27 protein-coding genes are annotated in these 26,638 nt (G+C 70.3%); 13 read left to right on the top strand and 14 right to left on the bottom strand.

Annotated features, from left to right (window positions below; all coding sequences use genetic code 11):
• The first annotated feature begins 194 nt into the window (after positions 1 to 194).
• Both clpB and AB0B90_RS34260 read left to right on the top strand, forming a co-directional pair.
• Positions 195 to 2,777 carry an ATP-dependent chaperone ClpB gene (gene clpB / locus AB0B90_RS34265; protein WP_362926379.1) on the top strand — a complete coding sequence of 861 codons (2,583 nt, stop codon included), beginning with the start codon at positions 195 to 197 and terminating at the stop codon, positions 2,775 to 2,777.
• A 242-nt stretch (positions 2,778 to 3,019) separates the two neighbouring features.
• The gene (locus AB0B90_RS34260) at positions 3,020 to 4,456 is read left to right on the top strand and encodes a hypothetical protein (protein WP_362926378.1); all 1,437 of its coding nucleotides are present in this window, start codon (positions 3,020 to 3,022) and stop codon (positions 4,454 to 4,456) included.
• 151 nt (positions 4,457 to 4,607) lie between these two features.
• Here AB0B90_RS34260 and AB0B90_RS34255 read toward each other — a convergent pair whose 3' ends face one another.
• On the bottom strand, positions 4,608 to 5,147 hold the full coding sequence (locus AB0B90_RS34255; protein WP_350942572.1) for a hypothetical protein: 540 nt from the start codon (positions 5,145 to 5,147) through the stop codon (positions 4,608 to 4,610).
• Positions 5,148 to 5,316: 169 nt separating this feature from the next.
• Here AB0B90_RS34255 and AB0B90_RS34250 point away from each other — a divergent pair, with 169 nt between their 5' ends.
• On the top strand, positions 5,317 to 6,021 hold the full coding sequence (locus AB0B90_RS34250) for a hypothetical protein (RefSeq protein ID WP_362926377.1): 705 nt from the start codon (positions 5,317 to 5,319) through the stop codon (positions 6,019 to 6,021).
• Positions 6,022 to 6,070: 49 nt separating this feature from the next.
• On the opposite strand, the gene AB0B90_RS34245 is transcribed toward AB0B90_RS34250, so the two are convergent.
• The 5 genes from AB0B90_RS34245 to AB0B90_RS34225 form a co-directional block, all read right to left on the bottom strand.
• Entirely contained in the window at positions 6,071 to 6,709 is a 639-nt protein-coding gene (locus AB0B90_RS34245; RefSeq protein WP_362926384.1) for a TetR family transcriptional regulator, read from the bottom strand.
• 259 nt (positions 6,710 to 6,968) lie between these two features.
• Positions 6,969 to 8,078: a CapA family protein gene (locus AB0B90_RS34240; protein ID WP_362926376.1), complete on the bottom strand. Its 1,110-nt coding sequence runs from the start codon at positions 8,076 to 8,078 to the stop codon at positions 6,969 to 6,971.
• Between the two features lie 272 nt (positions 8,079 to 8,350).
• Positions 8,351 to 8,557: a DUF397 domain-containing protein gene (locus AB0B90_RS34235; RefSeq protein ID WP_350942567.1), complete on the bottom strand. Its 207-nt coding sequence runs from the start codon at positions 8,555 to 8,557 to the stop codon at positions 8,351 to 8,353.
• Positions 8,558 to 8,800: 243 nt separating this feature from the next.
• Positions 8,801 to 9,019 carry a DUF397 domain-containing protein gene (locus tag AB0B90_RS34230; protein WP_350942566.1) on the bottom strand — a complete coding sequence of 73 codons (219 nt, stop codon included), beginning with the start codon at positions 9,017 to 9,019 and terminating at the stop codon, positions 8,801 to 8,803.
• Positions 9,020 to 9,055: 36 nt separating this feature from the next.
• A complete protein-coding gene (locus AB0B90_RS34225) occupies positions 9,056 to 9,916 on the bottom strand; it encodes a helix-turn-helix transcriptional regulator (RefSeq protein WP_350942564.1) in 861 nt (286 codons plus the stop codon).
• Between the two features lie 466 nt (positions 9,917 to 10,382).
• Here AB0B90_RS34225 and AB0B90_RS34220 point away from each other — a divergent pair, with 466 nt between their 5' ends.
• The 5 genes from AB0B90_RS34220 to AB0B90_RS34200 all read left to right on the top strand — a co-directional run bounded on the left by AB0B90_RS34220 (position 10,383) and on the right by AB0B90_RS34200 (position 15,423).
• Positions 10,383 to 10,643, top strand: a complete 261-nt coding sequence (locus AB0B90_RS34220) for a hypothetical protein (protein ID WP_350942563.1) — start codon at positions 10,383 to 10,385, stop codon at positions 10,641 to 10,643.
• Positions 10,630 to 11,460 (top strand): hypothetical protein, encoded by an 831-nt coding sequence (locus AB0B90_RS34215; protein WP_350942562.1) that lies wholly within the window; start codon positions 10,630 to 10,632, stop codon positions 11,458 to 11,460. Before AB0B90_RS34220 ends, AB0B90_RS34215 begins: the two co-directional genes overlap by 14 nt.
• Before the next feature lie 174 nt (positions 11,461 to 11,634).
• Positions 11,635 to 13,815, top strand: coding sequence for a molybdopterin-dependent oxidoreductase (locus AB0B90_RS34210; RefSeq protein ID WP_362926375.1), 2,181 nt, complete (start codon positions 11,635 to 11,637; stop codon positions 13,813 to 13,815).
• Positions 13,816 to 13,916: 101 nt separating this feature from the next.
• Positions 13,917 to 14,471, top strand: coding sequence for an HD domain-containing protein (locus AB0B90_RS34205; RefSeq protein ID WP_350943540.1), 555 nt, complete (start codon positions 13,917 to 13,919; stop codon positions 14,469 to 14,471).
• Between the two features lie 40 nt (positions 14,472 to 14,511).
• Positions 14,512 to 15,423 (top strand): Rieske 2Fe-2S domain-containing protein, encoded by a 912-nt coding sequence (locus tag AB0B90_RS34200; RefSeq protein ID WP_350942560.1) that lies wholly within the window; start codon positions 14,512 to 14,514, stop codon positions 15,421 to 15,423.
• A 52-nt stretch (positions 15,424 to 15,475) separates the two neighbouring features.
• Here AB0B90_RS34200 and AB0B90_RS34195 read toward each other — a convergent pair whose 3' ends face one another.
• The 4 genes from AB0B90_RS34195 to AB0B90_RS34180 form a co-directional block, all read right to left on the bottom strand.
• The gene (locus AB0B90_RS34195; RefSeq protein ID WP_329088968.1) at positions 15,476 to 15,703 is read right to left on the bottom strand and encodes a hypothetical protein; all 228 of its coding nucleotides are present in this window, start codon (positions 15,701 to 15,703) and stop codon (positions 15,476 to 15,478) included.
• 30 nt (positions 15,704 to 15,733) lie between these two features.
• Positions 15,734 to 16,489 carry a sulfite exporter TauE/SafE family protein gene (locus AB0B90_RS34190; RefSeq protein ID WP_350942559.1) on the bottom strand — a complete coding sequence of 252 codons (756 nt, stop codon included), beginning with the start codon at positions 16,487 to 16,489 and terminating at the stop codon, positions 15,734 to 15,736.
• Positions 16,490 to 16,566: 77 nt separating this feature from the next.
• Positions 16,567 to 17,640 carry an SPFH domain-containing protein gene (locus tag AB0B90_RS34185; protein ID WP_362926374.1) on the bottom strand — a complete coding sequence of 358 codons (1,074 nt, stop codon included), beginning with the start codon at positions 17,638 to 17,640 and terminating at the stop codon, positions 16,567 to 16,569.
• A 113-nt stretch (positions 17,641 to 17,753) separates the two neighbouring features.
• Complete coding sequence (locus AB0B90_RS34180) at positions 17,754 to 18,548, bottom strand: ABC transporter ATP-binding protein (protein WP_350942557.1); 795 nt, start codon at positions 18,546 to 18,548, stop codon at positions 17,754 to 17,756.
• A 66-nt stretch (positions 18,549 to 18,614) separates the two neighbouring features.
• Between AB0B90_RS34180 and AB0B90_RS34175 the strand changes: the two genes are divergently transcribed.
• Entirely contained in the window at positions 18,615 to 19,334 is a 720-nt protein-coding gene (locus AB0B90_RS34175; protein WP_350942556.1) for a hypothetical protein, read from the top strand.
• A gap of 38 nt (positions 19,335 to 19,372) precedes the next feature.
• Here the strand turns inward: AB0B90_RS34175 and AB0B90_RS34170 are convergent, their stop codons facing one another.
• Positions 19,373 to 20,023, bottom strand: coding sequence for a response regulator transcription factor (locus AB0B90_RS34170; RefSeq protein WP_362926373.1), 651 nt, complete (start codon positions 20,021 to 20,023; stop codon positions 19,373 to 19,375).
• 200 nt (positions 20,024 to 20,223) lie between these two features.
• On the bottom strand, positions 20,224 to 21,354 hold the full coding sequence (locus AB0B90_RS34165) for a GAF domain-containing sensor histidine kinase (RefSeq protein ID WP_362926372.1): 1,131 nt from the start codon (positions 21,352 to 21,354) through the stop codon (positions 20,224 to 20,226).
• Between the two features lie 123 nt (positions 21,355 to 21,477).
• On the opposite strand from AB0B90_RS34165, the gene AB0B90_RS34160 reads away from it, so the two are divergent.
• The 4 genes from AB0B90_RS34160 to AB0B90_RS34145 all read left to right on the top strand — a co-directional run bounded on the left by AB0B90_RS34160 (position 21,478) and on the right by AB0B90_RS34145 (position 24,829).
• The gene (locus tag AB0B90_RS34160; RefSeq protein WP_362926371.1) at positions 21,478 to 22,143 is read left to right on the top strand and encodes an SDR family NAD(P)-dependent oxidoreductase; all 666 of its coding nucleotides are present in this window, start codon (positions 21,478 to 21,480) and stop codon (positions 22,141 to 22,143) included.
• A 73-nt stretch (positions 22,144 to 22,216) separates the two neighbouring features.
• Positions 22,217 to 23,266 carry an S-adenosylmethionine:tRNA ribosyltransferase-isomerase gene (locus tag AB0B90_RS34155; protein WP_350942552.1) on the top strand — a complete coding sequence of 350 codons (1,050 nt, stop codon included), beginning with the start codon at positions 22,217 to 22,219 and terminating at the stop codon, positions 23,264 to 23,266.
• Positions 23,267 to 23,350: 84 nt separating this feature from the next.
• Positions 23,351 to 23,890, top strand: coding sequence for a hypothetical protein (locus tag AB0B90_RS34150; RefSeq protein ID WP_362926370.1), 540 nt, complete (start codon positions 23,351 to 23,353; stop codon positions 23,888 to 23,890).
• Positions 23,891 to 24,148: 258 nt separating this feature from the next.
• Positions 24,149 to 24,829 carry a response regulator transcription factor gene (locus AB0B90_RS34145; protein ID WP_350942549.1) on the top strand — a complete coding sequence of 227 codons (681 nt, stop codon included), beginning with the start codon at positions 24,149 to 24,151 and terminating at the stop codon, positions 24,827 to 24,829.
• A 25-nt stretch (positions 24,830 to 24,854) separates the two neighbouring features.
• Here the strand turns inward: AB0B90_RS34145 and AB0B90_RS34140 are convergent, their stop codons facing one another.
• Together AB0B90_RS34140 and AB0B90_RS34135 are read right to left on the bottom strand one after the other, a co-directional pair.
• Positions 24,855 to 25,724, bottom strand: coding sequence for a lysophospholipid acyltransferase family protein (locus tag AB0B90_RS34140; RefSeq protein WP_350942548.1), 870 nt, complete (start codon positions 25,722 to 25,724; stop codon positions 24,855 to 24,857).
• Positions 25,721 to 26,587 carry a GNAT family N-acyltransferase gene (locus tag AB0B90_RS34135; protein ID WP_350942547.1) on the bottom strand — a complete coding sequence of 289 codons (867 nt, stop codon included), beginning with the start codon at positions 26,585 to 26,587 and terminating at the stop codon, positions 25,721 to 25,723. The genes AB0B90_RS34140 and AB0B90_RS34135 overlap by 4 nt, the downstream gene beginning before the upstream one ends.
• Positions 26,588 to 26,638: the final 51 nt, after the last annotated feature.

Raw genomic sequence — 26,638 nt, 5'->3', positions numbered from 1 at the left:
CGCCTGCGCGCGGAGATGAACACGATCCGCGCGCTCATCCAGTATCAGCTGCCCCCCGCCTGAGACTCCGTCCCACACCTTGAGGACGCGTCTGTGACCGGCCGTGAGAACGCGCCGGGGGCACACGCCCCGTGAGGATCCGCCGGGCCGGCGTCGCCCTATGACACAGCACTTTCGAGTGAGGCCTGACAAGCATGGACTACAAGCTCACCCAGAAGAGCCAGGCGGCGGTCTCCTCCGCCATCAGGCGGGCGGCCGCCGAAGGCAATCCCGAGGTCGCCCCGGCCCATCTGTTCACCGCGCTGCTCACCCAGACCGGTGGCACCGCCGTGCCCCTGCTCGAAGCGGTGGGCGCCGACTGGAAGCAACTGCGCGTCGAGGCCGAGAAGCAGCTCGCGGCCCTGCCGAAGGCGCAGGGCTCCACCGTCAGCGCCCCGTCGAGCTCCCGGCAGCTCCTCACCGTGATGAACACCGCGGCCCAGCGGGCCCGCGGACTTGAGGACGACTACGTCTCGACCGAGCACCTGCTGGTCGGTCTCGCCACCGACGGCGGCTCCGTCGCCACGCTGCTCAGGTCCAACGGCGCGAGCCCGAACGCGCTGCTCGACGCCTTCGAGAAGGTGCGCGGGCACGCCAGGGTGACCAGCGAGACGCCGGAGGACACCTACCAGGCGCTGGAGAAGTACGGGATCGACCTGACCGAGCGGGCCAGGGCGGGCAAGCTCGACCCGGTGATCGGCCGCGACTCGGAGATCCGGCGCGTCGTCCAGGTGCTCAGCCGCCGTACCAAGAACAACCCGGTGCTCATCGGCGAGCCCGGCGTCGGCAAGACCGCGGTGGTGGAAGGGCTGGCCCAGCGGATCGTCGCGGGCGACGTCCCCTCCAGCCTGCGCGACAAGCGCCTGATCGCCCTCGACCTCAGCGCGATGGTCGCCGGCGCCAAATACCGCGGCGAGTTCGAGGAGCGCCTCAAGGCGGTGCTCGGGGAGATCAAGGAAAGTGACGGCCAGGTCGTCACCTTCATCGACGAGCTGCACACCATGGTCGGCGCGGGCGCCGCCGAGGGCGCGATGGACGCGGGCAACATGCTCAAGCCCATGCTGGCCCGCGGCGAGCTGCGGATGATCGGCGCGACCACCCTGGACGAATACCGCGAGCGCATCGAGAAGGACCCCGCGCTGGAGCGGCGGTTCCAGCAGGTCTACGTGGGCGAGCCCACCGTCGAGGACACCATCGCCATCCTGCGCGGCCTCAAGGGCCGCTACGAGGCGCACCACCAGGTCCAGATCTCCGACGGCGCGCTCGTGGCCGCCGCCGCGCTCTCCGACCGTTACATCACCTCCCGCTTCCTGCCCGACAAGGCGATCGACCTCGTCGACGAGGCGGCCTCCCGACTCCGCATGGAGATCGACTCCCGTCCCGTGGAGATCGACCAGCTCCAGCGGAACGTCGACCGGATGAAGATGGAGGAGCTGGCGCTCGCCAAGGAGACCGACGAGAGCAGCCTGCAGAGGCTGGAACGGCTCCGCGGGGAGCTCGCCGACCGCCAGGAGGACCTCAACGCCCTGGTCGGCCGCTGGGAGCAGGAGAAGGCGGGGCTGAACCGGGTCGGCGACCTGAAGAAGCAGATCGACGAGGTGCGCGGCTCCGCCGAACGCGCGCAGCGCGACGGTGACTTCGAGGCCGCCTCGCGGCTGATGTACGCCGAGGTGCCCAAGCTGGAGGCCGAGCTCGCCGAGGCGAGCAAGGCCGCCCAGCCCGAGGACCCCATGGTCAAGGAGGAGGTCGGCTCCGACGACATCGCCCAGGTGATCTCCTCCTGGACCGGCATCCCCGCCGGCCGACTGCTTGAGGGCGAGACCAGCAAGCTCCTCCGTATGGAAGAGGAGCTCGGCAGACGGCTGATCGGCCAGCGACAGGCGGTCGAGGCGGTCTCCGACGCCGTACGGCGGGCGCGGGCGGGCATCTCCGACCCCGACCGGCCCACCGGCAGCTTCCTGTTCCTCGGCCCGACGGGCGTCGGCAAGACCGAGCTGGCCAAGGCGCTGGCGGACTTCCTGTTCGACGACGAGCGGGCGATGGTCCGCATCGACATGAGCGAGTACGGCGAGAAGCACAGCGTCGCGCGCCTGGTGGGGGCACCTCCCGGCTACGTGGGCTACGAGGAGGGCGGCCAGCTCACCGAGGCCGTGCGGCGCAGGCCCTACGGCGTGGTGCTGCTGGACGAGGTCGAGAAGGCCCACCCCGAGGTCTTCGACATCCTGCTCCAGGTGCTCGACGACGGGCGGCTCACCGACGGACAGGGCCGGACGGTCGACTTCCGCAACGTGATCCTGATCCTCACCTCCAACATCGGCTCGCAGTTCCTCGTGGACCCGGGCCTGGAAAAGGAGGCGCAGCGGGCCGCCGTGATGACGGCGGTCAGAAGCTCGTTCAAGCCGGAGTTCCTCAACCGGCTCGACGACGTGATCCAGTTCGACGCGCTCGGCACCGAGGAGCTGTCCAGGATCGTGGACCTGCAGGTGGCCCACCTGGCGAGGCGCCTGACGGACCGGCGGCTCACGCTGACCGTGACCCCGGCGGCGCGCGACTGGCTGGCGCTGACGGGTTACGACCCCCTGTACGGCGCGCGTCCGCTGCGCCGCCTCGTCCAGTCCGCGATCGGCGACAAACTGGCCAAGGAGGTCCTCTCCGGCGAGGTCCAGGACGGCGACGAGGTGCTGGTCGACCTCGACGAGGCGAGGGACTCCCTGTCCATCGGCCCGGTGAGGGCCTGACGGCGACCGCGCGATGAAATCGGCAGGCCGGGTGGAGGTCGGTGGGAGCCGACGGTGGGCGGCTGGAGGCCGGTGAGGACCTGACCGCCTCCGACGCGGCCCGGTAATGGCTTGACCACCATTGAGCTAAGCCCGCCCCTGAGCGAGACCCCCCTGTTACGTTCGGTTTTCGTCGGATTACCGAACGCAACAGGGGGATGCGAATGTCGAATTCATCACGGAACATCCGGGGAATCCTTGCGATGGCGGTGCTCACGGTCGGCGCCGGCCTCACGATGGCCTCCCCGGCGTCGGCGGAGCTCGTGCCCTGCCAGGAGCAGGGCACGGCGACGGCTCCGGGAACGCCCGGACCGGTGGAGCCCGCGTGCGAGGAGACCGGCGGCGCCGGAACCGCCGCGACGCCCGAGGGGGCTCCCACCACGGACAGCGCCGTCACAGCGTCGACGACGGACAGCACCGTCACCCCATCGATCACGGACAGCAGCGCAAGCCTGTCGACGACGGACAGCACCGTCACCCCGCCGACCACGGACGGCACCGCGAACCTCTCGACGGACAGCACCGTCACCTCACCGGCCACGGACAGCACCGCGAACCTCTCGACGGACAGCACCGTGACGCCACAGGCCGCGACCAGCGGCGAGGCGCCGGTGACGGTGAGCGACACGGAGCTGCCTCCTCCGGGGACGCCGGTGACGGTGAACAGCGAGCAGGCGCCGGCGGCCGTGGCCGGTGCTGAGGCGCCGGTGACCGCGAACATCGGGGAAACGTCCGTCACCGCGGACCGGCTCGCACGCGTCACCGGTCTGCCCCAGTTCTCCCAGCCCTCCGCCGTGGTCGACTTCGCGGACGCCGGGGCCTTCGGGCTGTCGAGCCTTCCCGGTCACGAGTGGACGAACTCGTGGGTGAGCATCATGGCCGAGGCACCGGAACTGCCGGGCACGCCGGGTGCTCCCGGCGACGGCATCAGCTGGCTGCGGGCCCCGGCCCCGCCGGCACCCGGTGAGCTCGTCGAGGTGCCGGTCACCTCGGGCACCTCGGACGCACCGGTCAACGTGCCCGCGCCTCCGATGCCCGACCTCGTCCCGGCGGAGGCCGTCACCGAGAGCCTGCCGACCGCGGACGCGCCCGCCGCCGACGCACCCGCCGCCGACGCGGTCGCTGCCGAGACGCCCGCCACCACCGAGGCACCCACCACGGACGCACCCGCTGCCGACGCACCCACCACGGACATGCCGGCCGCGGACGCGCCCTCCACCGAGGCGTCCACTGCCGAGACGCCCGCCGCCGACGCACCCGCCGCCGACGCGGTCGCTGCCGAGGCGCCCACCACCGAGGCACCCACCACGAACATGCCCACCGCGGACACACCCGCCACCGAGGCACCCACCGCGGACACCCACACTGCGGACATGCCCACAGCGAACGTGCCCGCCGACGTACCCACCGCGGACATGCCGACCGCGAACGCACCCACCGCCGACGCACCCACCGCGAACATGCCCACGGTGGAGCCGCCGGCCGCCGCGCGCCCGGAGGCCCCCGTGCCGCCGGACGCTCCCGCGGCCGGCGAGGCCACGACGGAAGGTGGCACGAGCGGCACCACGGTGCAGAGCGCCGAAGCGGCTCCCGTTCTTCCCGCGCCCGAGGGAACGCTCCCGAACCTCAACGTGGAGTAAATGCGGAGCCGGCAGGTGGACCGGCCTCCGATCCGCGGATCAGCCCGCGGGTCGGCATAGATCCACCGCCGAACCATCGCGGGGGAGGGCCGTGCCTCACGGGGCACGGCCCTCCCCCGCCGCATGTCAGGTCGGCGGGACCGGGGCGCCGTCAGTGCGAGGCGTCCAGGAGGGCGTCGAGGTCGTCCTCCGGGAGACCGAGGTCCACGCGAATCCGGTAGCGGGTTCTGAGCAGGGCGATGTGCTCGCCGCTGCCCTCCACCGCCCGGTGCGCCCCCTCGGTCGCCCACTGATGGGCCTCTCCGAGGTCGCCGTAGGCGACGAGGGTCTCGGCGACCGTGAGGGCGGTGGCCGCGGTGACGTCACCGACGGCGCGGATCGCCGCGATCACCTCCCTCGCCTCGTCAGGCCGTTCGAGCTCGAAGAGGGTGTCGGCGATCCCCGCCCGGGGATCGACGCTCACCTCGCCGCCGTCGTCCACCGCCCGCTGGAAGCAGTCGAAGGCCCGGGCGGGCTGTCCGGCCTGCCGCCACTCCTCGGCGGCGAGCACGAGGATCGCCGCCCGTGATATGTCGCCGGACGCGTACGTCTCGACCAGGTCTTCGAGTCGCCGGGCCAGGTCTTCGTGATCGTCGGCCAGAAGTGCCTGCTCAAGCAATCGATCAAGTTGCTCACGTGTCACATGCGCCACATCGCGAGAGTACCGAGCGACGCTCGACCGCGTACGGCCAACGGCAGGTATTGGCCACGTTACCTTGGGCAAACGAACGACTACGCTGCGCGTTTTTTCCCAGCAAAACGGGCATATGACCAACGACTACTGACAGAGGAGCGGGTCACGGGAAGGGGTCGCGATGGGCATGTCCAAGCAGACATCGTTCACGTTGATGCTCCTTCTGGCCTTCTCCGTGGTCGTTCCCGGGTCCGCCGGATACCTCTCGGTCAAGATGGAGGCGATCGGGCAGGCACACCGGGAGCTGGTCACCCTGGAGAACCGCATCCGTGGCGAGAGGCTCGCCGCCCGGATCAGGAAAGTCGAACGAAACCACCGGGAGAGGCGGCTCCAGCCGATCATCTCGTCCCGCCGTGAGTCGTGCGATTCCTCGGGGAGGTCTCGCGCGGAGCCGAGGACGCGGCCACCCGGACTGTCCCCGGTCGTTCCCGTTCCGGTGGCGGGTACGGAACGGCGGCAGGACGAGCGGCCGCGTGCGCGCGGACACGTCGTCAGGAAACGCGTCCCGCAGGGACAGGGACCGGATACTCGGGAACGTGGCACGCGAGGGCGGGAAACGCCGGGGCAGGGCGTACCGGAGCCCGCGCGGCAGGGGCTGACGGCGCAGGGGCGCCCTGAGGCCGCCTTCCCCGAGCGGTGGTCCCAGCTCGAACGCCGGGGCGGACGACACCGGGAGGGGGAGGACATGCCTGCCGCGCCGGACGCGCTCACCGCACCGGACGCGTTCGGCGTCGAGAGCCTGCCGGAGGGCACCGGCACATCCCCCGTCGAGGCTTCCCCTTCCGTATCCCCTCAGCCCGTATTCCCTCAGCCCGGAACACGGGCGCGGTGACGGCTCGCCCCTTCGCGCGGCTCGCGCTTCGTCAGGGGGGCGATGGCTCTCAGACCGAGACGCGGGCGAACTGGCGGTTCAGATAGCCCCGGATGAGGCGCTTCGCCTCGGCCACGATCTCCGGAGCGCCGTTCGGATCGCGCCGGAAGGCCAGCTTGAGCACGGCGTCCCCGGCCTCGACCGCGACGAGGATCGCCAGGTCGAACTCCTCGCTGTCGGCCAGCCCGTACTCCTGCAGGAGGAGACCGCGCAACCGTCCGGCGATCACCGTGTTGTTCTCCGACGAGGCGTCGAGCAGGTTGAGGTCGACCACGTCGCCGAAGTGCAGGGACCGGAAACCCGGCACGCTCCTGTGCATCTCCACGTACTCGTCGATGATCGCGTCGACCGCGTCCCACCAGCCCTCGTAGTCTTCCAGCAGGAAGCGCCTGCCGATACGGGAGACGAACCCCTCCACGTGCCGCCGGGTCACCGCCTGGGTAATGGCTCGCTTGTCGGGAAAGAACTGGTAGACCGAACCGATCGCGACCCCCGCGCGCTCGGCGATCCTCGTGGTGGAGAGCGCGTCGTAGCCGATCTCGTCCAGCAGGTCGGCGCATGCGTCGAGCATCCGCTCGACACGTCGCGCGCTCCGTCGCTGGGTGGGTTGGCGCCGCAGTGGAGCCTCTCCGCGCTCCTCGCAGGACATGGTGGACACCACACCATCTTGCCCCTCTGACACGTCAGGGTCAGTAGTTATTCACCAATCACGAGTTTTCTCCACCCCGGGGTGGACCGGACGAACCGCGCAACGCCGCATGTGAGGCGGTGTGTGAGTGCCGGGGGGACGTCACCTGGCTCCTCCACCGGCGTCACGCCCTCCTGCCGCACGAGACGCCCGGAACCTGTTCCGCACCTCCTCCGGAATATCGGGAGATGTCCGGAACCTCCGCCGGGCCCGCCCCGAGTCACTCGGAGCGGGTGGGCCTGGCGGCGAGGCCGGTGCAGCCGCGCAGCGCCTTCCAGTCCGCGACCGCCTGCTGCCGCCCGGTCCCGGTGATCGGGACCGGCACCCCGCCCTGGATGGTGGCCGGGGTCCACTGGTCCTTGAGCACCTTGCGGCCGTTGATCGTCAAGGTGAGCACACCGGTCCTGCCGGTCTCCGGTCCCCAGTTGTAGAAGACGAAGTTGCCCAGACCGTAACTGACGTAGCTGTTCTTCAGGTATCCGGCACCAAGCAGGATGTGCGCGTGGCCGCCGACGACGACGTCCGCGCCGGCCGCGACCAGCTTGGGCGCCAGGCCACGCTGCGCCTCGTTGGGGCATTTCTGCAGCTCGGTACCCCAGTGCAGATGGACGATCACGGTGTCCGAGTTCTTGCGCGCCCTGCGCACCTCCTGGAGCAGTCTCGCCTCGTTCTTCGCCGAGGCGAGGCCGCCCTGGTCGCCCGAGGCCGTCCACGCCTGGATGAACTCCGCGTCCAGCACCTGGGTAGCGCCGATGATGGCGACGCGGTTGCCGTTCACGGTCGTCCGCCACGGCCTGTACGCCTCGGCCTCGTTCCTGCCCACACCCACGACCGGGAACCTGGACCGTTTGATGGCGGCGAGAGAGTCCGTCAGCCCGCTCTGCATGTAGTCCATGCCGTGGTTGTTCGCGAGGGAGGCGACGTCCACCCCGGCCGCCTTCAGCGCGGTGAGCGCCGTCGCCGGGGCACGGAAGGTGTACTGCTTGCCGGGGGCCGGGGTGCCGCCGGTGGTGATCGCCGTCTCCAGATTGATCATCGCCAGGTCGGAGCTTCTCAGCACCTTGGCGATCGGGCCGAGCGCGGTCTTCGGATCGGCGTTCAGCCGGTTTCGCAGCACGCCCTCGAAGTGCACATCCCCGCCGAAGGAGATGGTGTACGGCTTGCGCTCGGGCGTGGGGGGGGTGGCCTCGGCCGGTTCGGTGGGTTTCTTCACGGCGTCGGAGGACGGTTCGGGGGCGGCCGACTCGGCCGCGGAGCAGGCCGCGAGAAGCACGGCTGAGGCGGTGACCGCGGCGACCAGGGCGAGGCGGCGAGCTGTGTACGTGTCCATCGGTATCCGAGGATGCCATCTCGTCCATCCCCGTGTCACAACTCGCGCCGCCGGATTCGTTCCCGCGAAAAGCCGGAGCCGGTCGCCGGTGCCCGGCGTCGCGGGCCGTCCCCGGACAGGGTGTTCCGGGGCCGCCTGTCCTCGCACGACTCGTTTCTCCCCGGAGACCGCGGGCCCTACGGCCTCACGTGACCGTTCCGGACTGTTCCCTGGAACACGAAAGGGGGCTGTCCCGCCGTTGGGCAAGCCCCCGGTCCTGAAAGGACGGTCACTCAGAGATCGAAGTCTCCGCTCTTCACCGCCGCGACGAACTCGCTCCACTCGGTCCCGCCGAAGAGCAGCACCGGTCCGCGCCTGTCCTTGCTGTCCCTGACCGCGAACCCCTCGCCGGCCAGGCGAGCCACCTCAACGCAGTTGCCACTCGCGGCGCTGAGTCTGCTCTTTCGCCAGATCACTCCATATTGGTCAATATCGGACACATCTCACCTCCTCTCCCATAGGTGGCCATAGGGCACCTTAAGAATGAAGGCGTGATGGAAAACGTGCAAGGTATTGGACGTGTCCAGATAGGACACCATGTCCGACGCGCTTCCCCGGTGTGCGATGATTCTCCCCTGCTCCACCGGCGGGCGGTCAATCCATCCGGTGAGCAGAGACAATGAAACGCGGTAATCGCAGCGGAGCGGCTCTTTTTCTCCAGGTGAGCACTGGAGCCGCTTCTGCTATATGTCGAACTCTCCGTCCTTCACTCCGCCGACGAATGCCTTCCACTCATCGGGAGTGAAGACCAGCACGGGCCCGGATCCGTTCTTGCTGTCCCGAACCCCTACGCCGCCTCCGCTCAGCGTCGCCACTTCGACGCAATTGCCGTTCGGAGAGCTGTGCGCGCTCTTCTTCCACATCGCACCGCTGAAATCAGTCGCGTTCATTTTTCTTTCCATAAAAATGACGGTAGTCGCCGGTTGGCAGACCGGTCGCTACCTGCCCCAATGCTCGCTTACCTCTTTGATCAGCTCCTGCGAGCCGGCCTCTGGAAGAGCTCGTTCCATCAAATGCTCAAAGGCACGCTCATACCCGTACACTTTTTCCACATCATCCACGTACCGTCCACCGAAAAGCGATTCAAGGTAGACTATGTCCGGAAAATCGGAAAAGGTAAGGTGCACGAACGGTCCCGTGGACACCGGTGGCGGAACATCCTTGGAAAGAATTCTCATATCTACGTGTTCCAGCTCCGAAACCTCGATCAGGTGTCGCAGCTGATCTCGCATGACGCGAGCGTCACCGTACTGACTTTTCAACACGGATTCGTTGAACACCGCCAGCAGGGTCAGCGGCCTGGAGTCGTACAGCAACGTACGCTGACGCGCCATCCGCACCTCGACCCGATCCTGGAACCAACTCGACGGCACCTGGCTCGCATGCTGCCCCACCGAGATGACCGCACGAGCGTATTCCTCCGTCTGGAGAAGCCCCGGCACGATCTGGGGTTCCCAGTTACGCATCTCAGTGGCCTCCGCCTCCATCCCGATGAGCGTGATGTAGTCATCGGGAACGGAATTTCGATATCTCTCCCACCAGCCCTTCCTGGAGGCTTCACGCCGTAGCGCGACCAGGGTCTCCCTGAGCCGCTCGTCGACGCCGTAAAGGTCGGCGAGCGCCTCGACGTCCGCCTCCTTGGCCAGCGTCTTGGCGGTCTCTATCCGGCTGACCTTCGCGGTCGACCACCCCAGGCGACCGGACACCTCGTCGCCCGTCATGTTCAGGCCTTCGCGGAGCCGGCGCAGCTCCATGCCCAGCCAACGCTGACGGAGTGCTGGACTGCCACGTTCCGACATCACGACCTCCTCACCATGACGGGCGAGCGGCTGTCACGGCCTCAACAGGAACTCGATGAATAGTAGTGCAAATTACACTGATGGTTGCAGTGCATCTGCGGAAGTTTATTGCTTTTTTCCTTACGGCAAGTCTTGCAGCCAAATCTATGCTGAGCGACTATCAGAACAGGAAGGTCCTCGCAAGATCGGGGGAGCCACCGGCGATCATCCGGAGGGCGTCTTCGAGGGCATTCGTGAGCCGCGGGTGTGAAACAGACACGCGGCTCTTCGGCAACGGCGCCGTCTTCGAAGAAACGGAGTTGACACGGGGAGGCCGACAGGGGGAGCAGCGGTAATCGGCCGGCGACGGCCCAAAGTCGCACGCACTCACGAGAGTGTCCTGATCGGACACAAAAAACACCGGGTCGGCGGCCACCGACCCGGTTGGCACAAGAACTCCGCGTCAAAGCCACGAAGGGAGTCTCCTATGTCCTTCCACCGTACCAACAGAACCCACGGAATCAAGACCTTCATTCTCGACCTGATCTATGTGACCGACCGAGAGCTCTGCATGGACCAGGACGAGTGGGCCTACCGGCTCGGCTGGAGCGTGACCCGGACCGGTTTCGGGGCCAGGCACTACCGCGAGCCGCGGTTCGACCTCCTCAAGGCCGAGCGGACGGCCGCTCCCGCCCTCACCCTGGCGCCCGTCCACGACAAGGGGGCGGGCGGCGATGTCGCGGCGTGACCTCCGCGGCAGCCGCTACGGCCACCCCGGCGGCCGGCCGCCCAGCCGTGCGGGCCTCGTCGTCCGGCTGTGGCGCTGGCGGACGGAGGTCGCGCTGCTCGCCGCCGCCTCGTTCCTCACGGTCACCGTGGCCCTCTCGCTCCGCGAGGGCGACTGGTGGCCGTTTCTCGTCGTGGTCTGCGCCGCCGTCACCCCCGTGGCCTCCGGCTTCGGGAGAAAGTGGGTGACGGCACACGTGTGGTGCCTGGTCTCCCGGCACCGCCTCCAGCGGGCGTGCGCGGAGACCGGGATACACACCCGCTTCGGCCGGTTGCCGCTGATCCTGTGGATCACCCCCACCGTCGCCGGGGAGAAGGCGCTCGTCCTCGCCAGGGCGGGAACCTGCGCCGAGGACTTCGACGCCTTCTCCGCCGAGATCGCGGCGGCGTGCTACGCCCGCGACGCCGTGGTGTCCCGGCACCTCAGGTGGGGGAACCTGCTGACGGTCGAGATCGTCCGTGGGGGCGAGGTCTTCGGTCCCCCGGTGGGTCTCGACCGTCTCTACGGGCGGACGAACTGGGTGTGCCTGCGGGCCGGCCACGCCACGGAGACCGACCGTGCCACAGAGGCCGCCCTCCATACGGCAGAAGCCCACCGTGCCGTGGAGGCCGGCCACGCCCCGCGGGCCGGTCGGACCACGGAGACCGGCCACCCCCGACAGGCCCGCCGCACCACGGAGGAGGAGCCCGACATCCACCGCGCCACCGTCCCGTTCTCCGGACCCGGCGAGTTCCCCGGACCCGGCGAGCTTCCCGGGAGGCGCCGACAGGCCGCGTGAACCTCCACCCGGCCGCGAAGGAAAGCCCCGGAGCCCAGGCGGTTTCAAGGGGTCGTCGCGACTTCTCGGATCGAGATGTCGCGACGCCCCCTTGAATCCAAGCCACGCTCCGGGGCTTTCCCCGTGCCGGACCGACGGCCATGATGAGTTCATTCGCCGAACCCAGGAGCGCCGATGAGAACAGCTCACAGGACCTGCCCTCTCTGCGAGGCCGTCTGCGGCCTCCGGCTCACCCTCGACGACGCCGGACACGTCACCTCGGTCAAGGGCGACCCGGACGACCCCTTCTCCAAAGGGTTCGTCTGCCCCAAGGGGGCGAGCCTGGGCCGCCTCGACGAGGACCCCGACCGGCTCGGCGTCCCGATGATCCGTACGGGTGAGGAGTGGCGCGAGGCGTCCTGGGAGGAGGCGTTCCGCGCGGTCGAGGAGGGCCTCGGCAGGGTGATCGACGCCCACGGCCGCGGTTCGCTCGCCGTCTACCTCGGCAATCCGAACGCCCACTCCATGGCGGGAGCCCTGTACGGCGGGCCGCTGATCCGCGCCCTCGGCACCCGCAACGTCTTCTCCGCGAGCACCGTCGACCAGATGCCCAAGCACGTCTCCTGCGGTCTGATGCTCGGCGACCCGATGGCGATCGCGGTGCCCGACCTGGACCGTACCGACCACCTGCTGATGCTCGGCGCCAACCCGCTGGAGTCCAACGGCTCGCTCTGCACCGCCCCCGACTTCCCCGGCCGTCTCAAGGCGCTGCGCGGGCGCGGCGGCAAACTCGTGGTCGTCGACCCGCGCCGCACCCGCACCGCCGCCCTCGCCGACGAGCACCTGTTCGTACGCCCGGGCATGGACGCCTACCTGCTGTTCGGCATCGTCCACACCCTCCTCGCCGAGGACCTCACCTCGGTCGGCGCCGACATCGGCGGCATCGGGATCGACGGGCTGGAGGAGGTACGGCGGCTGGCGCGGGACTTCGCCCCCGAGGTCGTGGCCCCGATGTGCGGGATACCGGCCGGGGAGATCGTACGGCTGGCACGTGAGCTGGCGGCGGCCCCGACGGCCGCCGTCTACGCCCGCATCGGCACCTGCACCGCCGAGTTCGGCACCGTCGCGCAGTGGCTGGTCGACGTCGTCAACATCCTGACCGGCAACTTCGACCGTCCCGGCGGGGTGATGTTCGCGAAGACCGCCGTGGAGAACGGCCGCCGGAGCAGGCCGTACGTCACGGGACGCTGGCACAGCCGCGTCCGGGGGCTGCCGGAGGCGAACGGCGAGATCCCGGTGGCCACCCTCGCCGACGAGATCGAGACGCCGGGAGAGGGGCAGGTCCGGGGGCTGGTCGTGGTGGCCGGCAACCCGGTGCTGTCGGCGCCGGGCGGACCACGGCTGGAGGGGGCCTTCCGCGACCTGGAGTTCATGGTCTGCGTGGACCCGTACCTGAACGAGACCACCCGGCACGCGAACGTGATCCTGCCGCCGCCGCGCGTGACGCAGTCGCCGCACTACGACCTGACGCTGCTCGCCTTCGCGGTCCGCAACTACGCGAGGTTCTCCCCGCCGGTCCTGCCGCTGGAGCCGGGACGTCCGTCGGAGGCCGAGATCATGGCACGGCTGGCGATGATCGCCTCGGGTCAGGGCGCGGACGCCGATCCGGCCCTGCTCGACGAGCTGATCCTCGACCGGATGCTCCGAAGGGCCGTCGAGACGCCCGGATCTCCGGTGGAGGGCGCGGACCCCGCCGAGCTGCGCGCCTCCCTGGACGGTGGCAGCGGAGCGGAGAGGCGGCTGGACGCCATGCTCAGGCTCGGACCGTACGGACTCTCCCTGGCCACTCTCCTGGCGAACCCGCACGGCATCGACCTGGGAGCGCTGGAGCCCCGGCTGGCGGAGATCGTCCGTACGGCCTCGGGACGGGTGGAGCTCGCCCCGCCGCAGCTGGTCGAGGACGCCGCGCGGCTGCGCGAGCGGCTCGCCGTCCCGCCCGCGGAGATCGTGCTGATCGGGCGGCGCCATCTGCGTTCCAACAACAGCTGGCTGCACAACGTGGGGCCGCTGGTCGGCGGGACCAACCGGTGCACCCTGCAGATCAACCCGGACGACGTGAGCAGGCTCGGGCTGGGCGAGCACGCCGTGGTGCGCTCGGCCGCCGGAGAGCTGGTCGTGCCGCTTGAGCCGACCGACACGATCATGCCGGGGGTGGTGAGCCTGCCCCACGGATGGGGGCACTCCGGCACCTCGCAACCGGTGGCCGCCAAGCACGCGGGAGTGAACGCGAACACGCTGACAGATGATTCCGTCGTGGACATACCCTCGGGAAACGCCGTGTTCAACGGGGTTCCCGTCACCCTCGGCCGGGCGTGATCCCATGATCGCTCGGAAAAGCGGGATCGACGCGCATTAGGCTTGCGCGCGTGACCACCCCTCCAGCACAGGACCGTCTGCACGCTCAGCTCACCTTCGCCATGGAGATCGACAAGCTCAGACGCATCGTCCGCCGCAACACCCTCATGGACGGGTCGCGGCGTGAGAACGACGCCGAGCATTCCTGGTACGTGGGCATGCTGGCGATGGTCTTGGCCGAGCACGCGCCACCGGGCACCGACCTCGACAGGGTCGTCGCGATGCTGCTCGTCCACGACATCGTCGAGATCGACGCGGGAGACACGTTCATCTACGACGCCTCGGCCGTCGAGGCCCAGCTGGACATCGAGCGCAAGGCCGCCGACCGGATCTTCGGGCTGCTCCCCTGCGACCAGGCCGCGCGGTTGCGCGAGCTCTGGGACGAGTTCGAGGAACGCAGGACGCCGGAGGCCAAATTCGCCAAGGCCCTCGACCGGATCGCCCCCATCATGGCGAACCACCACAACGAGGGCGGCACCTGGTCGCTGTACAAGGTGACGGCCGAGCAGGTGCTGGAGAAGGTGAAAATCATCGAGGAGGGATCGGCGACACTGGGCGCCTACGCCACCGAGATCATCGCCCTCTCCGTCAGCCGAGGGCATTTGGCGCGTGCATAACGCCGTTCTCGGGTAGGTCCCTATGGTCTAGGAGGGGGCAATGGTGAAGGAAACTGTCAAAACAGGGCGTCGGACCAGGCGTCTGGTGCCCGGGGTCGAGCTCACCGATCGGATCGAACGCTCGCCCAAGGCCGACAGACCGATCCGCGTGCTCGCCAAGGCCGTGCGCCGGCGGATCGGTCCAGGACCGCTGCGTGACCTGCTGCACGGGGTGCCGATCGGCAAACCGCTGCATCCACCGCTCGCCAACGTCAGCCTGGGTCTCTGGACGGCGACGGCGGTGCTCGACGTGACCCGTTCCGATCCGCGGGCGTCGCGGATGCTGGTCGCGGGCGGGCTCGCGGCCGCGATGCCCGCGATGGCGGCGGGCATCACCGACTGGTCGGCGCTCCACCGCGAGCAGCAACGGGTGGGGTTCGTGCACGCGATCGCCAACCTGACCGCTCTCGGGCTCTACGCGGGTTCGCTGGTGCTGCGGATGGCCGGGCGCGACCGGACCGGGCGGGTGCTGTCGTTCGCCGGCCTGGGGGCCGCGAGCGTGGGCGGCTACCTCGGCGGCCACCTCGCCTACCGGCAGGCGGCCGGGGCGAACCACGCCGAATCCGTCGCCCACCTGGTCCCGCTGGGCTGGCACGACCTGTGCGACGTCGGCGACCTGCCGGACGGGCGCCCGGTGACGCGGAGGCTGGGTTACATCGATCTGTTCGTGCTGCGCGTCGGCGCGAACGTCACGGTGCTCGCCGACCAGTGCGCGCACCTGGCGGGCCCGCTCCACCAGGGGCGTCTGATCTCGGAGGAGGGGACCGCCTGCGTGGTCTGCCCGTGGCACGGGAGCACCTTCAGGCTCTCCGACGGAGCCGTCGTACACGGCCCGGCCACCGCCCCCCAGCCGTCCTTCGAGACCCGGATCCGCCGCGACGGGGTGCTCCAGGTCCGTCCCGCCCAGGTGTGACCGTACGTCCCACCCGGGCGTGACGAGAACCGGCTACCGCCGTCGGCCCGGCCTAGGCCGGCTTGCCGTCGGCGGGGTGTTCGACCAGGGCGAGAATACGGCTGGACATGAAGCGGGCGGTGCGCACGGCCGTTCCGCTCCGGGTGACCTCGCTCACCTCGACAACGCCGCCTCGGGCGTTGGCCACCTCAACGCGGCGCCCCGCTCTGGTGGCGCTGACCTCGTAGGTACGGGAACTGTCTCCTGCGTCGATGACAACCTCGACTTTGTCACCTTTCATACCTGAATAAGTACCCGGTAGCAGGCAGGTTCACCCGTACACCAGTTTGACTATCGCCACGATCCCGACGCACACCACGAACCAGCGCAGCACCGGGGCCGGCAGTCGCCTGCCGATCTTCGCGCCGAGGAAACCGCCGATCGCGGCGCCCAGCGCCACCATCAGGGCCGCCAGCCAGTCGACCTCCGCGACCACGATGAACAGCAGCGCGGCGCACGCGTTGACCAGCAGCGCGAGTACGTTCTTGGCCGCGTTGATCCGCTGCAGGCCCTCGTCGAGGAAGCTGCCCATCAGCCCGATGAGCAGCACCCCCTGGGCCGCGCCGAAGTAGCCGCCGTACATGCCGCACACGAGAACGCCGCCCCAGAGCCAGGGGCCGCCGTGCGGATGGGGATGCTCCCGCCGGGCGCTCAGCCAGCCGTTGAGCCTCGGCTGGATCACCACCAGCACGCACGCCAGGGCGATCAGGACGGGCACGACGACGTCGAACGTCTCCGCGGGAAGGTACAGCAGGAGCACCCCGCCGATCAGCGCACCGACCAGCGCGGGAACCCCCAGCCTGATCAGCCGCGGGCGCTGCCCCCTCAGCTCCTCCCGGTAGCCGAACGCGCCGGTCATCGACCCCGGGACCAGGCCCACGGTGTTGGAGACGTTCGCGATGACCGGTGGCATGCCCAGCGCGACCATCGTCGGGAACGTGATCAGAGACCCGGAACCGACGACGGCGTTGATGCCCCCCGCCCCGACGCCGGCCACGAAGATCGCGACCGCCTCCCACGGTGTCATGCGCTTCCCCTCACTCGTCAGGCTCGCGCCCATAGGCAGGTGCACGGCCCTCACCGGATGGTAGGAGGAGATCGAGATCACCCGGTGGCGGGGGTGTCCTTAACGGGACCGCCCTTGACCGAGGTTCCCTTGACCGAGGGCTCCCACGTGCCCGGCACCTCTTCCTCGCCCGAAGGTTGGTGTCCGCCCGGCCCGTCCTCCCTGACCGAACCGCCCGAAGACACACCTCCGTCGAACTCTCCGGAGGGCTCGTCCCTGTCCGGGAGAAGGTCCGCGAGGCTTTCGAGGGTCCGTCTCAGGTCCGGCGGGACGATCCACAGCTTGCCCGCGTCCCCCTTGGCGAGCTCGGGGAGCGCCCGCAGGTATTCGTGGGCGAGAAGCTCCGGGTCGGGCCTGCCGTCACGGGCGGCGCGGAAAAGCATGTCGATCGCGTCGGCCTCCGCCCTGGCCCGCGTCGCCCTGGCTTCGGCGTCGGCCCGCGCCCTGAGCACGGTCGCCTCCGCCTCGCCGCGAGCGGCCAGTACGGCGGCCTTTCTCCGCCCCTCGGCGGCGAGGACGGCCGCCTGCTTCTCCCCCTCGGCCGCGAGCAGCGCGGCCCGCCTGTCGTGGTCGGCGCGGGAGTGCCTCTCCATCGCCTCCTGGATCGAGACGGGCGGGTCGATCGTCTTCACCTCGACCCGGCCGACCCGCAGCCCCCACCCGCCCGCCGCGTCGTCGAGCGCCCGGCGCAGCTCGGCGCCGATCTCCTCGCGGGAGCCCGGCACGCGGTCCACATCCATCCCACCGACCACATCGCACAGCGTGGTGGCGACGAGCTGCTCGACGGCGACCAGGAAGTTGGCGATCTCGTAGGTCGCCGCGCGGGCGTCGGTCACCTGGAAGGAGACGGCCGTGTCGACCGAGACGACGAGGTTGTCGGAGGTGACGACCGCCTGCGGCGGGAAGGCGACGACCTGCTCACGAAGATCGACCATGTCCTTGATCCGGTCGATGAACGGCACCACGAGGTTCAGCCCGGGACCGAGCGTCCTGTGGTAGCGCCCCAACCGCTCCACGACACCCGCCGTGGCGTGCGGCACGACGCGAACCATCCGATGGACGGCGAACGCCGCCACGACCACGATGACGAGTGCGGCGACAAGCGCTTCCATGAACCACCCCGGGCGGTCGAGTCACGTGGAACTCTTGACCCGGCAGGATATTTGCTTTTCCCTTCAACGGCCTTTGAACGACCGAAACGATCTCGGAACCTCTCGGGTTCCCCTCAGAGCTGGTGCGCCCGCGCGTACCAGCGGCCCTCGCGCCCCCGATCGAGGGTGAGCGGGACGCTGAAGGTGTGCGACAGGTTCTCCGCAGTCATCACCTGGTCGATCGGGCCCTGGGCCACCACCGAGCCGTGCCGGAGCAGCAGGGCGTGGGTGAACCCACTGGGCACCTCCTCCACGTGGTGGGTGACCAGCACCATGGTCGGCGCCTTCGGGTCGTGCGCGAAGGTCGCCAGGCGGCGCACCAGGTCTTCGCGCCCGCCCAGGTCGAGGCCCGCGGCGGGTTCGTCCAGCAGCAGCAGCTCCGGGTCGGGCATGAGCGCGCGGGCGATCTGGACCCGCTTGCGCTCCCCTTCCGACAGCGTGTTGAAGCGGCGCCGGATCAGGTGGGCGCAGCCGAGCTGGTCGATCAGCTCGACGGCACGCGTCACGTCGTGGGAGTCGTACTCCTCCGTCCAGCGGCCGAGGATGGCGTACGAGGCCGTGAGAACCAGATCGATGACCTTCTCGTCCGGTGGCACCTTCTCCGCCAGCGCGGCGCTCGCGAGCCCGATGCGGGGCCGCAGCTCGAAGACGTCACTCTGGCCGAGCCGCTCGCCCAGGATCTCGACGACGCCCTCGGTGGGGAACAGCATCGCCCCGACCACCTGCAGCAACGTCGTCTTTCCCGCGCCGTTGGGGCCGATGACGACCCACCGCTCGTCCTCGTGAACGGTCCAGTCGATCTCCCGCAGCAGGACCGCTCCGTCCCTGCGGACGGTGACGTCCTGTAGCCGAAGCACCTGACCGCCCATCCCTTACGCCTCCTTGTGAATCGCTCGAACAAAACCTATTGCAGGACAAGCGCATATCGTGGATCGGTGCACCCTGATTCACCGATCTCGGCCACCCTGGTCTGCTGGGGCAACGCCTGGCTCGCCGGACAGGTCGGCCTCGACGAGGCCGCCGACCGCGTGGAGCGGCAGGCAGGCCCCCAACTCGTCGCCGGTGAGACCGGCGACCTCGCCCTCCGCGGATTCCTCGCCGACCTGCGGATCGAGGGCATGAAATCGCTGCGACTGGCCCTTCCCGTCGCGGGCGACCCACTCGGTCTCACCGGACCGCCCCCTTTCAACTCCGCGGCCATCGAGGCCGGGCAGGCGGCGACAGCCGTGCTTCCCGACAGATGTCTCGGCCTGATCCCGGTAAACGACCGCCGCGGGTCATCGTACGCCGGGGTTCGCTGGACCGTGCTGGAGGCCCGTACCACGGCCCCCGCCCTGCCCTCCCTCGCCGAGGCCGAGCACGAGCTGACCCGCGCGATGCGGGTGGCCACCGACGCCCTGCTCGGCGTGGAGGGGCCGGCCCAGGGCCACCGGCGGCTGGAGATCGTGGACGACGGCCTGGCCCCCGGCTACCCCGCCAGGGCCCACCGGGTCGCCGCCCTCGCCGCCCGCCTCGCCGCGGTGCTCCGCGTCGCCGACGACCGCGGGCTCACCTCGGGCCAGATCGCCGTACGCGGTGGGGCCCTGCGTGAGCTCGACCGCGCGGTGCGCCGGGCCAGGGTGGTCGCCCACCACGCCATCACCGAGCTGGTCTGAGGGCTGCTCCGAGGGTCCGGTTCATCCGGACACCGCCATCAGGCCAGACCGTTTCTCACCGCGTAGAGAGCGGCCTGGGTCCTGTCCTGCACGCCCAGCTTCATCAGCACGCTGGAGACGTGGGTCTTCACCGTCTTCTCCGCCACCGCGAGCTGCCTGGCGATCTCCCGGTTGGAACGGCCCGAGGCGATCAACGCGAGCACCTCGCGCTCCCGATCGGTCAGCGGCGCCACATACCTGTCCTCCTGTCCGCCCTCCCGCGCGGCCCGGACGGGTTCGGGACCGGCCAGCATCGCCTCGGCCGCCTCGGGGGCGAGCAGCACCTGGCCGCCGTACACCGCCCGGATCGCGCGCACGAGCGCGGCCGGTTCGACGTCCTTGTAGAGGAAGCCCGCCGCACCCGCTCGCATCGCCGGAGCCACGTCGCCCCTGTCGCTCACCGAGGTCAGCACGAGCACCCTCGGCGACAGCCCTCGCTCGCCCAGCAGCAGCAGCGCGCCGAGCCCGTCGAGCACCGGCATCTTCAGGTCGAGCAGCAGCACGTCGGGGGCGAGAGAATCCACCAGGGCGACCGCCTCGGCGCCGTCGGCGGCCTCGCCGACCACGTCGAGATCCTCCTGCAGGTCCAGGAAGGTGCGAAGGCCCTGCCTCACGACCGGGTGGTCGTCGGCGATCAGGACGCGGATCACCCGGTCGTCGCCGTCAGGACCGCGTACGGCCGACCCCGAGGACCCACCCGGGCCACGGACCGGACGACCACCGTCAGGACCGCGTACGGCAGACTCCGGCGACTCACCCGGGCCACGGACCGGACGACCACCGTCGGGACCACCTACGGCAGACTCCCCCGGACGCCGGGTCGAACGATCATCCTTCTCCGCATCACGGGTCACGCGGGCACCTCCAGCCGGACGAGTGTGCCCCGTCCCGGCTCCGAGGTCACCCGCACGTCGCCGCCGACGGCCTGCGCCCTGTCGCCCATCGAGGCGATTCCCAGCCCTCTCCCCGCGGCGGCGGTCACGTCGAAACCGGCCCCGTCGTCACTCACCTCAAGAACCACGCGCCCGCCCTCGCAGCCCAGCCGCACCTCGACCGCACGCGCAGCCGAGTGTCTTGAGGCGTTGTGCAGCGCCTCCTGGGCCACCCGCAGGACGGCCACCTCGATCACCGGTTCGAGCTCGCACACCGGGGACTCCTCGAACGAGAACGAGGCCGGGTGCAGCCGGTCGAGCAGACGGACGTGCTTGCGGAGCGTCTCGGCCAGGCCGTGCCGGTCGAGGTCGGCCGGGCGGAGTTCCACGATCACCGCGCGCAACTCGGCCAGTGCCTCTCCCGCCAGCCGTTCCACCTGGCCGAGCTCCCGCAGCGCCCGTACGGGATCGTCGACGACCAGCGACGCGGCGGCCTGCGCGGTGAGGCGCAGCGAGAACAGTTTCTGGGTCACCGCGTCGTGCAGCTCCCTCGCCATCCGGGTGCGCTCCTCCACCAGCGTGAGCTCCCGGCCGCGCTCGTACAGGCGGGCGTTGGTGAGGGCGATCGCGGCGTGCGCGGCGAACATGGTGAGCAGCCGCTGGTCGGCCTCGGTGAAGCCTCCGGGGGCCCGCTTGTTGGACAGGAAGATGATGCCGAGCACCTCGTCCCCGTCGAGTATCGGCACCCCGAGGAAGTCCTTGAGCACCGGATGGGCCCGCGGCCAGTATTCGAACCTGGGGTCCCTGCGGATGTCGGGCAGCCGGACCGGCGTGCCCTCGCGCAGCATCGCGCCGAGCATGCCGTGCTGGCGGGGCATGGGCCCGATCGCGTCCCACTGCTCGTCGGAGATGCCCTCGGCGACGAACTCGGCGAACGCCCCCTGGTCGTCGGGCACGCCCAGCGCGGCGTAGCGTGCGTCCAGCAACCGCCGCGCCGACCGCACGATCACCTGGAGCACCTCCCGCACCGACAGATGCCTGGTCACGGCGAGGACGGCCGAGCTCACCGCGTGCAGCACGGCGTCCCTGTCCTCGCTCTCGGAGTTCACGAGACGACTCTAGGCGGCGGTGGAGGTCCGCCGCCTACTCCATCGGTCCTAAGCCCATCGGCCCACCTCCGGCCAGGTCCGGCGGCCGATGTACGGCGGGCGCGCGGCTCCTAGCGTCGAGGCATGACGAAGACCGCACTCATCACCGGCGCCTCCCGCGGCCTCGGCCTGGCACTCGCCCGCTCCCTCGCCGCCGACGGCTGGCGGCTCGTCCTCACCGCGCGGGGTGAGGACGCGCTGCGATCCGCCGCGGACGAGCTCGGCGCCCTCGCCCTGGCCGGAGACGTCGCCGACCCCGCCCACCGGGATCGGCTGGCGCGGGCCGTACAGGAACACGGCGGGCTGGACCTGCTGGTCAACAACGCCTCAGGGCTGGGCGCGGTCCCGCTGCCGCCGCTGGCCGGATACCCGCTCGACACGCTCCAGGAGTTGTTCCAGGCCAACGTACTGGCCCCGCTGGCACTGATTCAGGCGAACCTGCGCGGGCTCAGGGAGCGGCGCGGCGCGATCGTGAACATCTCCTCCGACGCGGCGGTGGAGGCGTACGAGGGCTGGGGCGGATACGGCGCGACCAAGGCCGCCCTGGAGCGGCTCTCCCACGTGCTGGCCGTCGAGGAACCCGACGTCGCGGTCTGGTGGGTGGATCCGGGCGAGATGTCCACCGCCATGCTCGCCGACGCCGTCGGCGCCAAGGAGGCCGAACAGGCCCCGGCCCCGGAAAGCGTCGTTCCCACCCTGCTGCGGCTGATCGCCGACCGCCCGGACAGCGGCCGGGTGAGGCACGGATGAACGGGCGGGGCACCGAACGAGGAGGACCTGTGAGAACGGCGACGGAATCCGTGCGTGCGTACGGGGAGGGGACGTGAGCGCGCCCGCGGCGGACGCGATGGCCGCGGACTTCGTGCTCCCGCGCGAGCTGGAGGCGCACGAGCCCCCGGAGGCCCGAGGGCTGGCCCGTGACGGGGTGCGCCTGCTGGTCTCGGAGCGGGGCACCGGACAGATCGGGCACCACGCGTTCGCCGACCTTCCCGGTCTGCTCGGCCCCGGCGACCTGCTCGTGGTGAACAATTCCGGCACGCTTCCCGCGGCCGTCCGGCTCGATCGGCTCGCGGTGCACTTCTCCACCGAGCGTGAGGACGGTACCTGGCTGGTCGAACTCCGCAGGCTCAGGGAGCGGACGGGCCTCGCCGGAGGCCCCGCCGGTGAGCCCTACCGGGGCGGTGCGGACGGGGAGTGGCTGCCGCTGCCGGGTGGGGCGACCCTGCGGCTCCTGGGACGCGAGACGCCGCGGCTGTGGCGGGCGAGGCTGGACCGGGAGGTCACGGGCTACCTCCGCCGGTACGGCGTGCCGATCCGATACTCGTACGTGGACAGGGACTGGCCGCTCGCCGACTACCAGACCGTGTTCGGCGTGCGGCCGGGCAGCGCGGAGATGCCCAGCGCGGGGCGGCCGTTCACCACCGGGCTGGTGACCTCCCTGGTGTCGCGCGGGGTGGGGATCGCGCCGATCACCCTGCACACGGGGGTGGCGTCTCCGGAGAAGGACGAGCCACCGTATCCGGAGCGGTTCGAGGTGCCCGAGGCCACCGCGCGGCAGGTGGAGCTCGCTCGCGAGTCGGGCGGCCGGGTGATCGCGGTCGGCACGACCGTGGTCAGGGCACTGGAGACGGCCGCGCTGGCCACCGGCCGTGTCCGGGCCGCGGACGGCTGGACCTCGCACATCGTCACCCCCGAGGTCGGAGTGAGGGCGGTGAACGGCCTGCTCACCGGGCTGCACGAGCCGCGCTCCAGCCACCTGCTGATGCTGTCGGCGATCGCCGGCCGCGATCTGCTCTCGCGGTCGTACGCGGAGGCGCTCGGAGAGGGCTATCTCTGGCACGAATTCGGCGATGTCCACCTGATCACCGGTTAGCGGATAGTCAATCGCAAGAGGTTTACAAGTCGGATCTCCCATGATGATACGTAATCAACGGGACGAAATCCGACTGGAGTAAAAATGCGCCGGCACCTGGCCGCCATCGCCGCCATCGCCCTGGCGGGAGGCATGCTGCTCACCCCCGCGCCCGCGAACGCCTCGGCCCCCCCGATCGCCGCACCGCAGAAGGTCACGGGCCCGCCGCTCGCGCCGCTGAAGACGACCGTCTTCTACCCGCGCAAGGCCTGGGCGGGCGACTCGTACGTCTACACGCTGAAGATCAAGAACGTCGGCAAGTGGTACACCGACATCGCCTACGTCGGCGGCCGTCTCTCCCCGCACATCTCCAAGATCCGCATCGTCGGCAAGCCCGCCGGCTCGTACTGCGAGATCTCGGGGCGCGAGGTGGGCTGTCTGCTCGACACCCTGAACCCCGGCAAAACGGCCACCCTCAAGGTCAAGGTCTGGCTGAAGAACGGTGCCCGCGGCACCGCGACCGCCAATTTCGGCTCGGTCTCGATCGACGTCCCCGCTGGCGGGCTGGACACCTTCGACATCTACGGCATCGACATCGGCACCGACATCAAGTACGTGCGGGTGAAGACCCGAGTGCTCCGCTGACCACGCGTTCCGTACCTCTCACCTGCTGACCGTCCGCCTCTCCCGCTCCCGTTCCCGGTTCCGGAACCGGTTGGTTCCGATCTCGCCACCGGTTTCGGTTCGTTCCGCTCGCTCCCACCACCGGCTCCGTTCCCGGATCCCGGCGACGGCGACGGCGACGGCGACGGCGACGGCGACGAGTGCGGGCAACCTCATGTACACGGCGCCCGCGCACCGTGCAGGATCTCCCCATGGCGAGTTCCGGACGGTGCGCGATCCATGGCTGAACTGAGAGTCGTCCTGGCCGAGGACCACTACCTGGTGCGTGAGGGCACCCGCAGGCTCCTGGAGACCTCCGGCGAGATCGAGGTGGTCGCCGCCGTGGGCACCGCGGACGACCTGCTCGACGCCGCCAGACGGCTGCGCCCCGACGTGGTCGTCACCGACATCCGGATGCCGGGCTCGGCCGATCTCGTCCGCCCGGGAATGGAGGGCATCGACGCGGCGCACCGCATCCGCGCCGCCTCACGGGACATCGGGGTCGTGGTGCTCTCCCAGTTCTCCGACGCGATGTTCGCCCTGGATCTGTTCAGGGACGGCACCGAGGGTCGTGCGTACCTGCTCAAGGACCGGGTCGGTGACATCGACGAGCTGCTCGGCGCGATCAGGTCGGTGGCGGGAGGCGGCTCGGTGATCGACCCCAAGGTGGTGGAGGGCCTGCTGGCCAAGCGCGGGGTACGCGGCGGCCCCCCGCCCGCGGAACTCACCCCCAGGGAACTGGACGTGCTCAGGGAGATGGCGCACGGCCTGTCCAACGGAGGAATCGCCCGCGCCCTGCACCTGTCGGTCTCCGCCATCGAGAAACACGTCAACTCGATCTTCATGAAGCTGGCCCTGGAGAACAGTCCCGACACCCACCGCAGGGTGGCGGCCGTCATCACATACCTGGGTTCGGCCTAGCCGGGGCCAGGGCTCCGAGATCGGATCAGGCCGCGGCGGGAACACCGTGCGCGGCCCCGGCGACCAGCACAGAGGCGACGGACGACTCGGCCGTCCAGGCCAGCTCCCCGCGGTCGCGTCCCCGCACGGGGGGCAGCATCGTCACCTCCACCGTCAACCGCCGGACGGCCACCACGCGGCGGATCGACGCCCACAGGATGTCGTCACCGACATAGACGGGTCCGCTGGCCAGGACGTCCTCCCCCTCCAGATATCTGATCGCGACCGGTCTGACCGGGGCCCCCGCGTCCAGGGCCGCCTGGAAAACGGCGGGCCTGAACGAGCCCATCCCACGCCCGCACCAGGTCGTCCCCTCGGGGAAGGCCGCCACCGGATGGCCGGCGGCGAGCGCCGCGGCCACGTCGGCGACGGTCCCGGGCAGCGCGGAGAGCCGGTCCCTGTCGACGAACAACGCGCCCGAACCCGTCGCGAGCAGGCCGACCACCGGCCACGCCCGGACCTCCTGCTTGGCGAGCACCCGGCACGGCAGGACCGCCGCCATCACGAGCGGGTCCAGCCACGACACGTGGTTGGCCACGACCAGCGGAGCGGCCCCGGACGATCCGTCGGCGACCGGACATGGCCCGGCGACCGAGCCGGCCATGAACGCGAACCCCCGCCTTACCTCGATCCGTACGCCGACCGCCCGCAGCACCAGCCGGGACCAGACGCTCGTCAGCCGGATCCTGTTCGTCGCACCGAGTCCACGGGCCACAAGCGTGAGGACCACTCCCGCCAGGACGACCAGCCCGACCGCCGCGAGTCGCAGCGCCCTGCGCGGCGCCTCGGCCCTCGATCTTGGTGGGAACAGGCAGCCGGCGGGCGTGCACGGCGCCACGGGTATCCACGGGCTCACGATGCGGCTCCCAGGAAGTGGCGCAGGTAGCGGGGGTCGGCCTCGGCCATCGAGAGCAGGACGAAGAAGTCGGCCGTACCGAAGTCGAGGTCGTGGGCGGGCGGGCCGCAGACCCAGGCGCCCAGCCGCACGTACCCGCGCAGCAGCGGCGGCAGCGTCGCCCGCCCCCGGTCGGCGGCGGGGCTCGTGGCGGCCGTACGCTTCGAGGCGTCCTCCCGCGGCGACCGCGCCGCTCCGGCGCCGATCGGGAAGACCGGCACGGACCCGGAAGCGGCCGAGGGGCCCGACCTCCCTCTCCGGCCTCTCCGGCGAGGAGAGCCGGAGACCGGGCCCGCCCGCCAGGGGCGGTGCGGCGTGACGCGGTAGCCCGGCGGTGAGAGCGGCACCCGCTCCATGATCCCGGCCGCGTCGGCCACCGGCACCGAGCAGCACCCGGCCAGCCAGCCGTACCCCCCGGCCGTCATGTAGCGGGCGATACCCGCCCACATCAGCCCGAGCACCGCGCCACCCCGGTGTTCCGGGTGTACGCAGGCCCTGCCGGTCTCGACCATGTTCCCCCGGATACCGGCCAGCGCGCTGAGATCGAACTCGGAGTCGGAGTAGAGGCGATCGGCCCTGCGGGGGCCGAGCAGCCGGTAGGTGCCGACGACCTCACCGGTGTCGTCGCACCTCACCAGGAGGTGATCGCAGTAGGCGTCGAGCGGATCGACGTCCAGGCCGGTGATGGGACTGTCCAGCCGGGCGCCCATCTCCTCGGAGAAGACGCGGTGGCGCAGGCGCTGGGCCTCGCGCATCTCGACGGCGGTAGCGGCCAGCCCGACGCTGTAGCGGGCGAGGCGCGACTCCACGGGAAGGGTCGTCATGAGGTTCATGAAGACATTTGCAGATGACGCGGGACCTGAGGGGCCCGCGAA

Source organism: Streptosporangium sp. NPDC049078 (assembly GCF_040648855.1).
Taxonomy (GTDB): Bacteria; Actinomycetota; Actinomycetes; order Streptosporangiales; family Streptosporangiaceae; genus Streptosporangium.
Note: the sequence above shows the minus strand (reverse complement) of the source record. Positions and strands in the feature narration are given on the sequence as shown.

Coding starts and splice junctions, on each gene's coding strand:
- clpB (WP_362926379.1), top strand. CDS start 195: ATGGACTACAAGCTCACCCAGAAGAGCCAGGCGGCGGTCTCCTCCGCC.
- AB0B90_RS34260 (WP_362926378.1), top strand. CDS start 3,020: ATGGCGGTGCTCACGGTCGGCGCCGGCCTCACGATGGCCTCCCCGGCG.
- AB0B90_RS34250 (WP_362926377.1), top strand. CDS start 5,317: ATGTCCAAGCAGACATCGTTCACGTTGATGCTCCTTCTGGCCTTCTCC.
- AB0B90_RS34245 (WP_362926384.1), bottom strand. CDS start 6,709: ATGTCCTGCGAGGAGCGCGGAGAGGCTCCACTGCGGCGCCAACCCACC.
- AB0B90_RS34240 (WP_362926376.1), bottom strand. CDS start 8,078: ATGGACACGTACACAGCTCGCCGCCTCGCCCTGGTCGCCGCGGTCACC.
- AB0B90_RS34230 (WP_350942566.1), bottom strand. CDS start 9,019: ATGGAAAGAAAAATGAACGCGACTGATTTCAGCGGTGCGATGTGGAAG.
- AB0B90_RS34225 (WP_350942564.1), bottom strand. CDS start 9,916: ATGTCGGAACGTGGCAGTCCAGCACTCCGTCAGCGTTGGCTGGGCATG.
- AB0B90_RS34220 (WP_350942563.1), top strand. CDS start 10,383: ATGTCCTTCCACCGTACCAACAGAACCCACGGAATCAAGACCTTCATT.
- AB0B90_RS34215 (WP_350942562.1), top strand. CDS start 10,630: ATGTCGCGGCGTGACCTCCGCGGCAGCCGCTACGGCCACCCCGGCGGC.
- AB0B90_RS34210 (WP_362926375.1), top strand. CDS start 11,635: ATGAGAACAGCTCACAGGACCTGCCCTCTCTGCGAGGCCGTCTGCGGC.
- AB0B90_RS34205 (WP_350943540.1), top strand. CDS start 13,917: ATGGAGATCGACAAGCTCAGACGCATCGTCCGCCGCAACACCCTCATG.
- AB0B90_RS34200 (WP_350942560.1), top strand. CDS start 14,512: ATGGTGAAGGAAACTGTCAAAACAGGGCGTCGGACCAGGCGTCTGGTG.
- AB0B90_RS34195 (WP_329088968.1), bottom strand. CDS start 15,703: ATGAAAGGTGACAAAGTCGAGGTTGTCATCGACGCAGGAGACAGTTCC.
- AB0B90_RS34190 (WP_350942559.1), bottom strand. CDS start 16,489: ATGACACCGTGGGAGGCGGTCGCGATCTTCGTGGCCGGCGTCGGGGCG.
- AB0B90_RS34185 (WP_362926374.1), bottom strand. CDS start 17,640: ATGGAAGCGCTTGTCGCCGCACTCGTCATCGTGGTCGTGGCGGCGTTC.
- AB0B90_RS34180 (WP_350942557.1), bottom strand. CDS start 18,548: ATGGGCGGTCAGGTGCTTCGGCTACAGGACGTCACCGTCCGCAGGGAC.
- AB0B90_RS34160 (WP_362926371.1), top strand. CDS start 21,478: ATGACGAAGACCGCACTCATCACCGGCGCCTCCCGCGGCCTCGGCCTG.
- AB0B90_RS34150 (WP_362926370.1), top strand. CDS start 23,351: ATGCGCCGGCACCTGGCCGCCATCGCCGCCATCGCCCTGGCGGGAGGC.
- AB0B90_RS34145 (WP_350942549.1), top strand. CDS start 24,149: ATGGCTGAACTGAGAGTCGTCCTGGCCGAGGACCACTACCTGGTGCGT.
- AB0B90_RS34135 (WP_350942547.1), bottom strand. CDS start 26,587: ATGACGACCCTTCCCGTGGAGTCGCGCCTCGCCCGCTACAGCGTCGGG.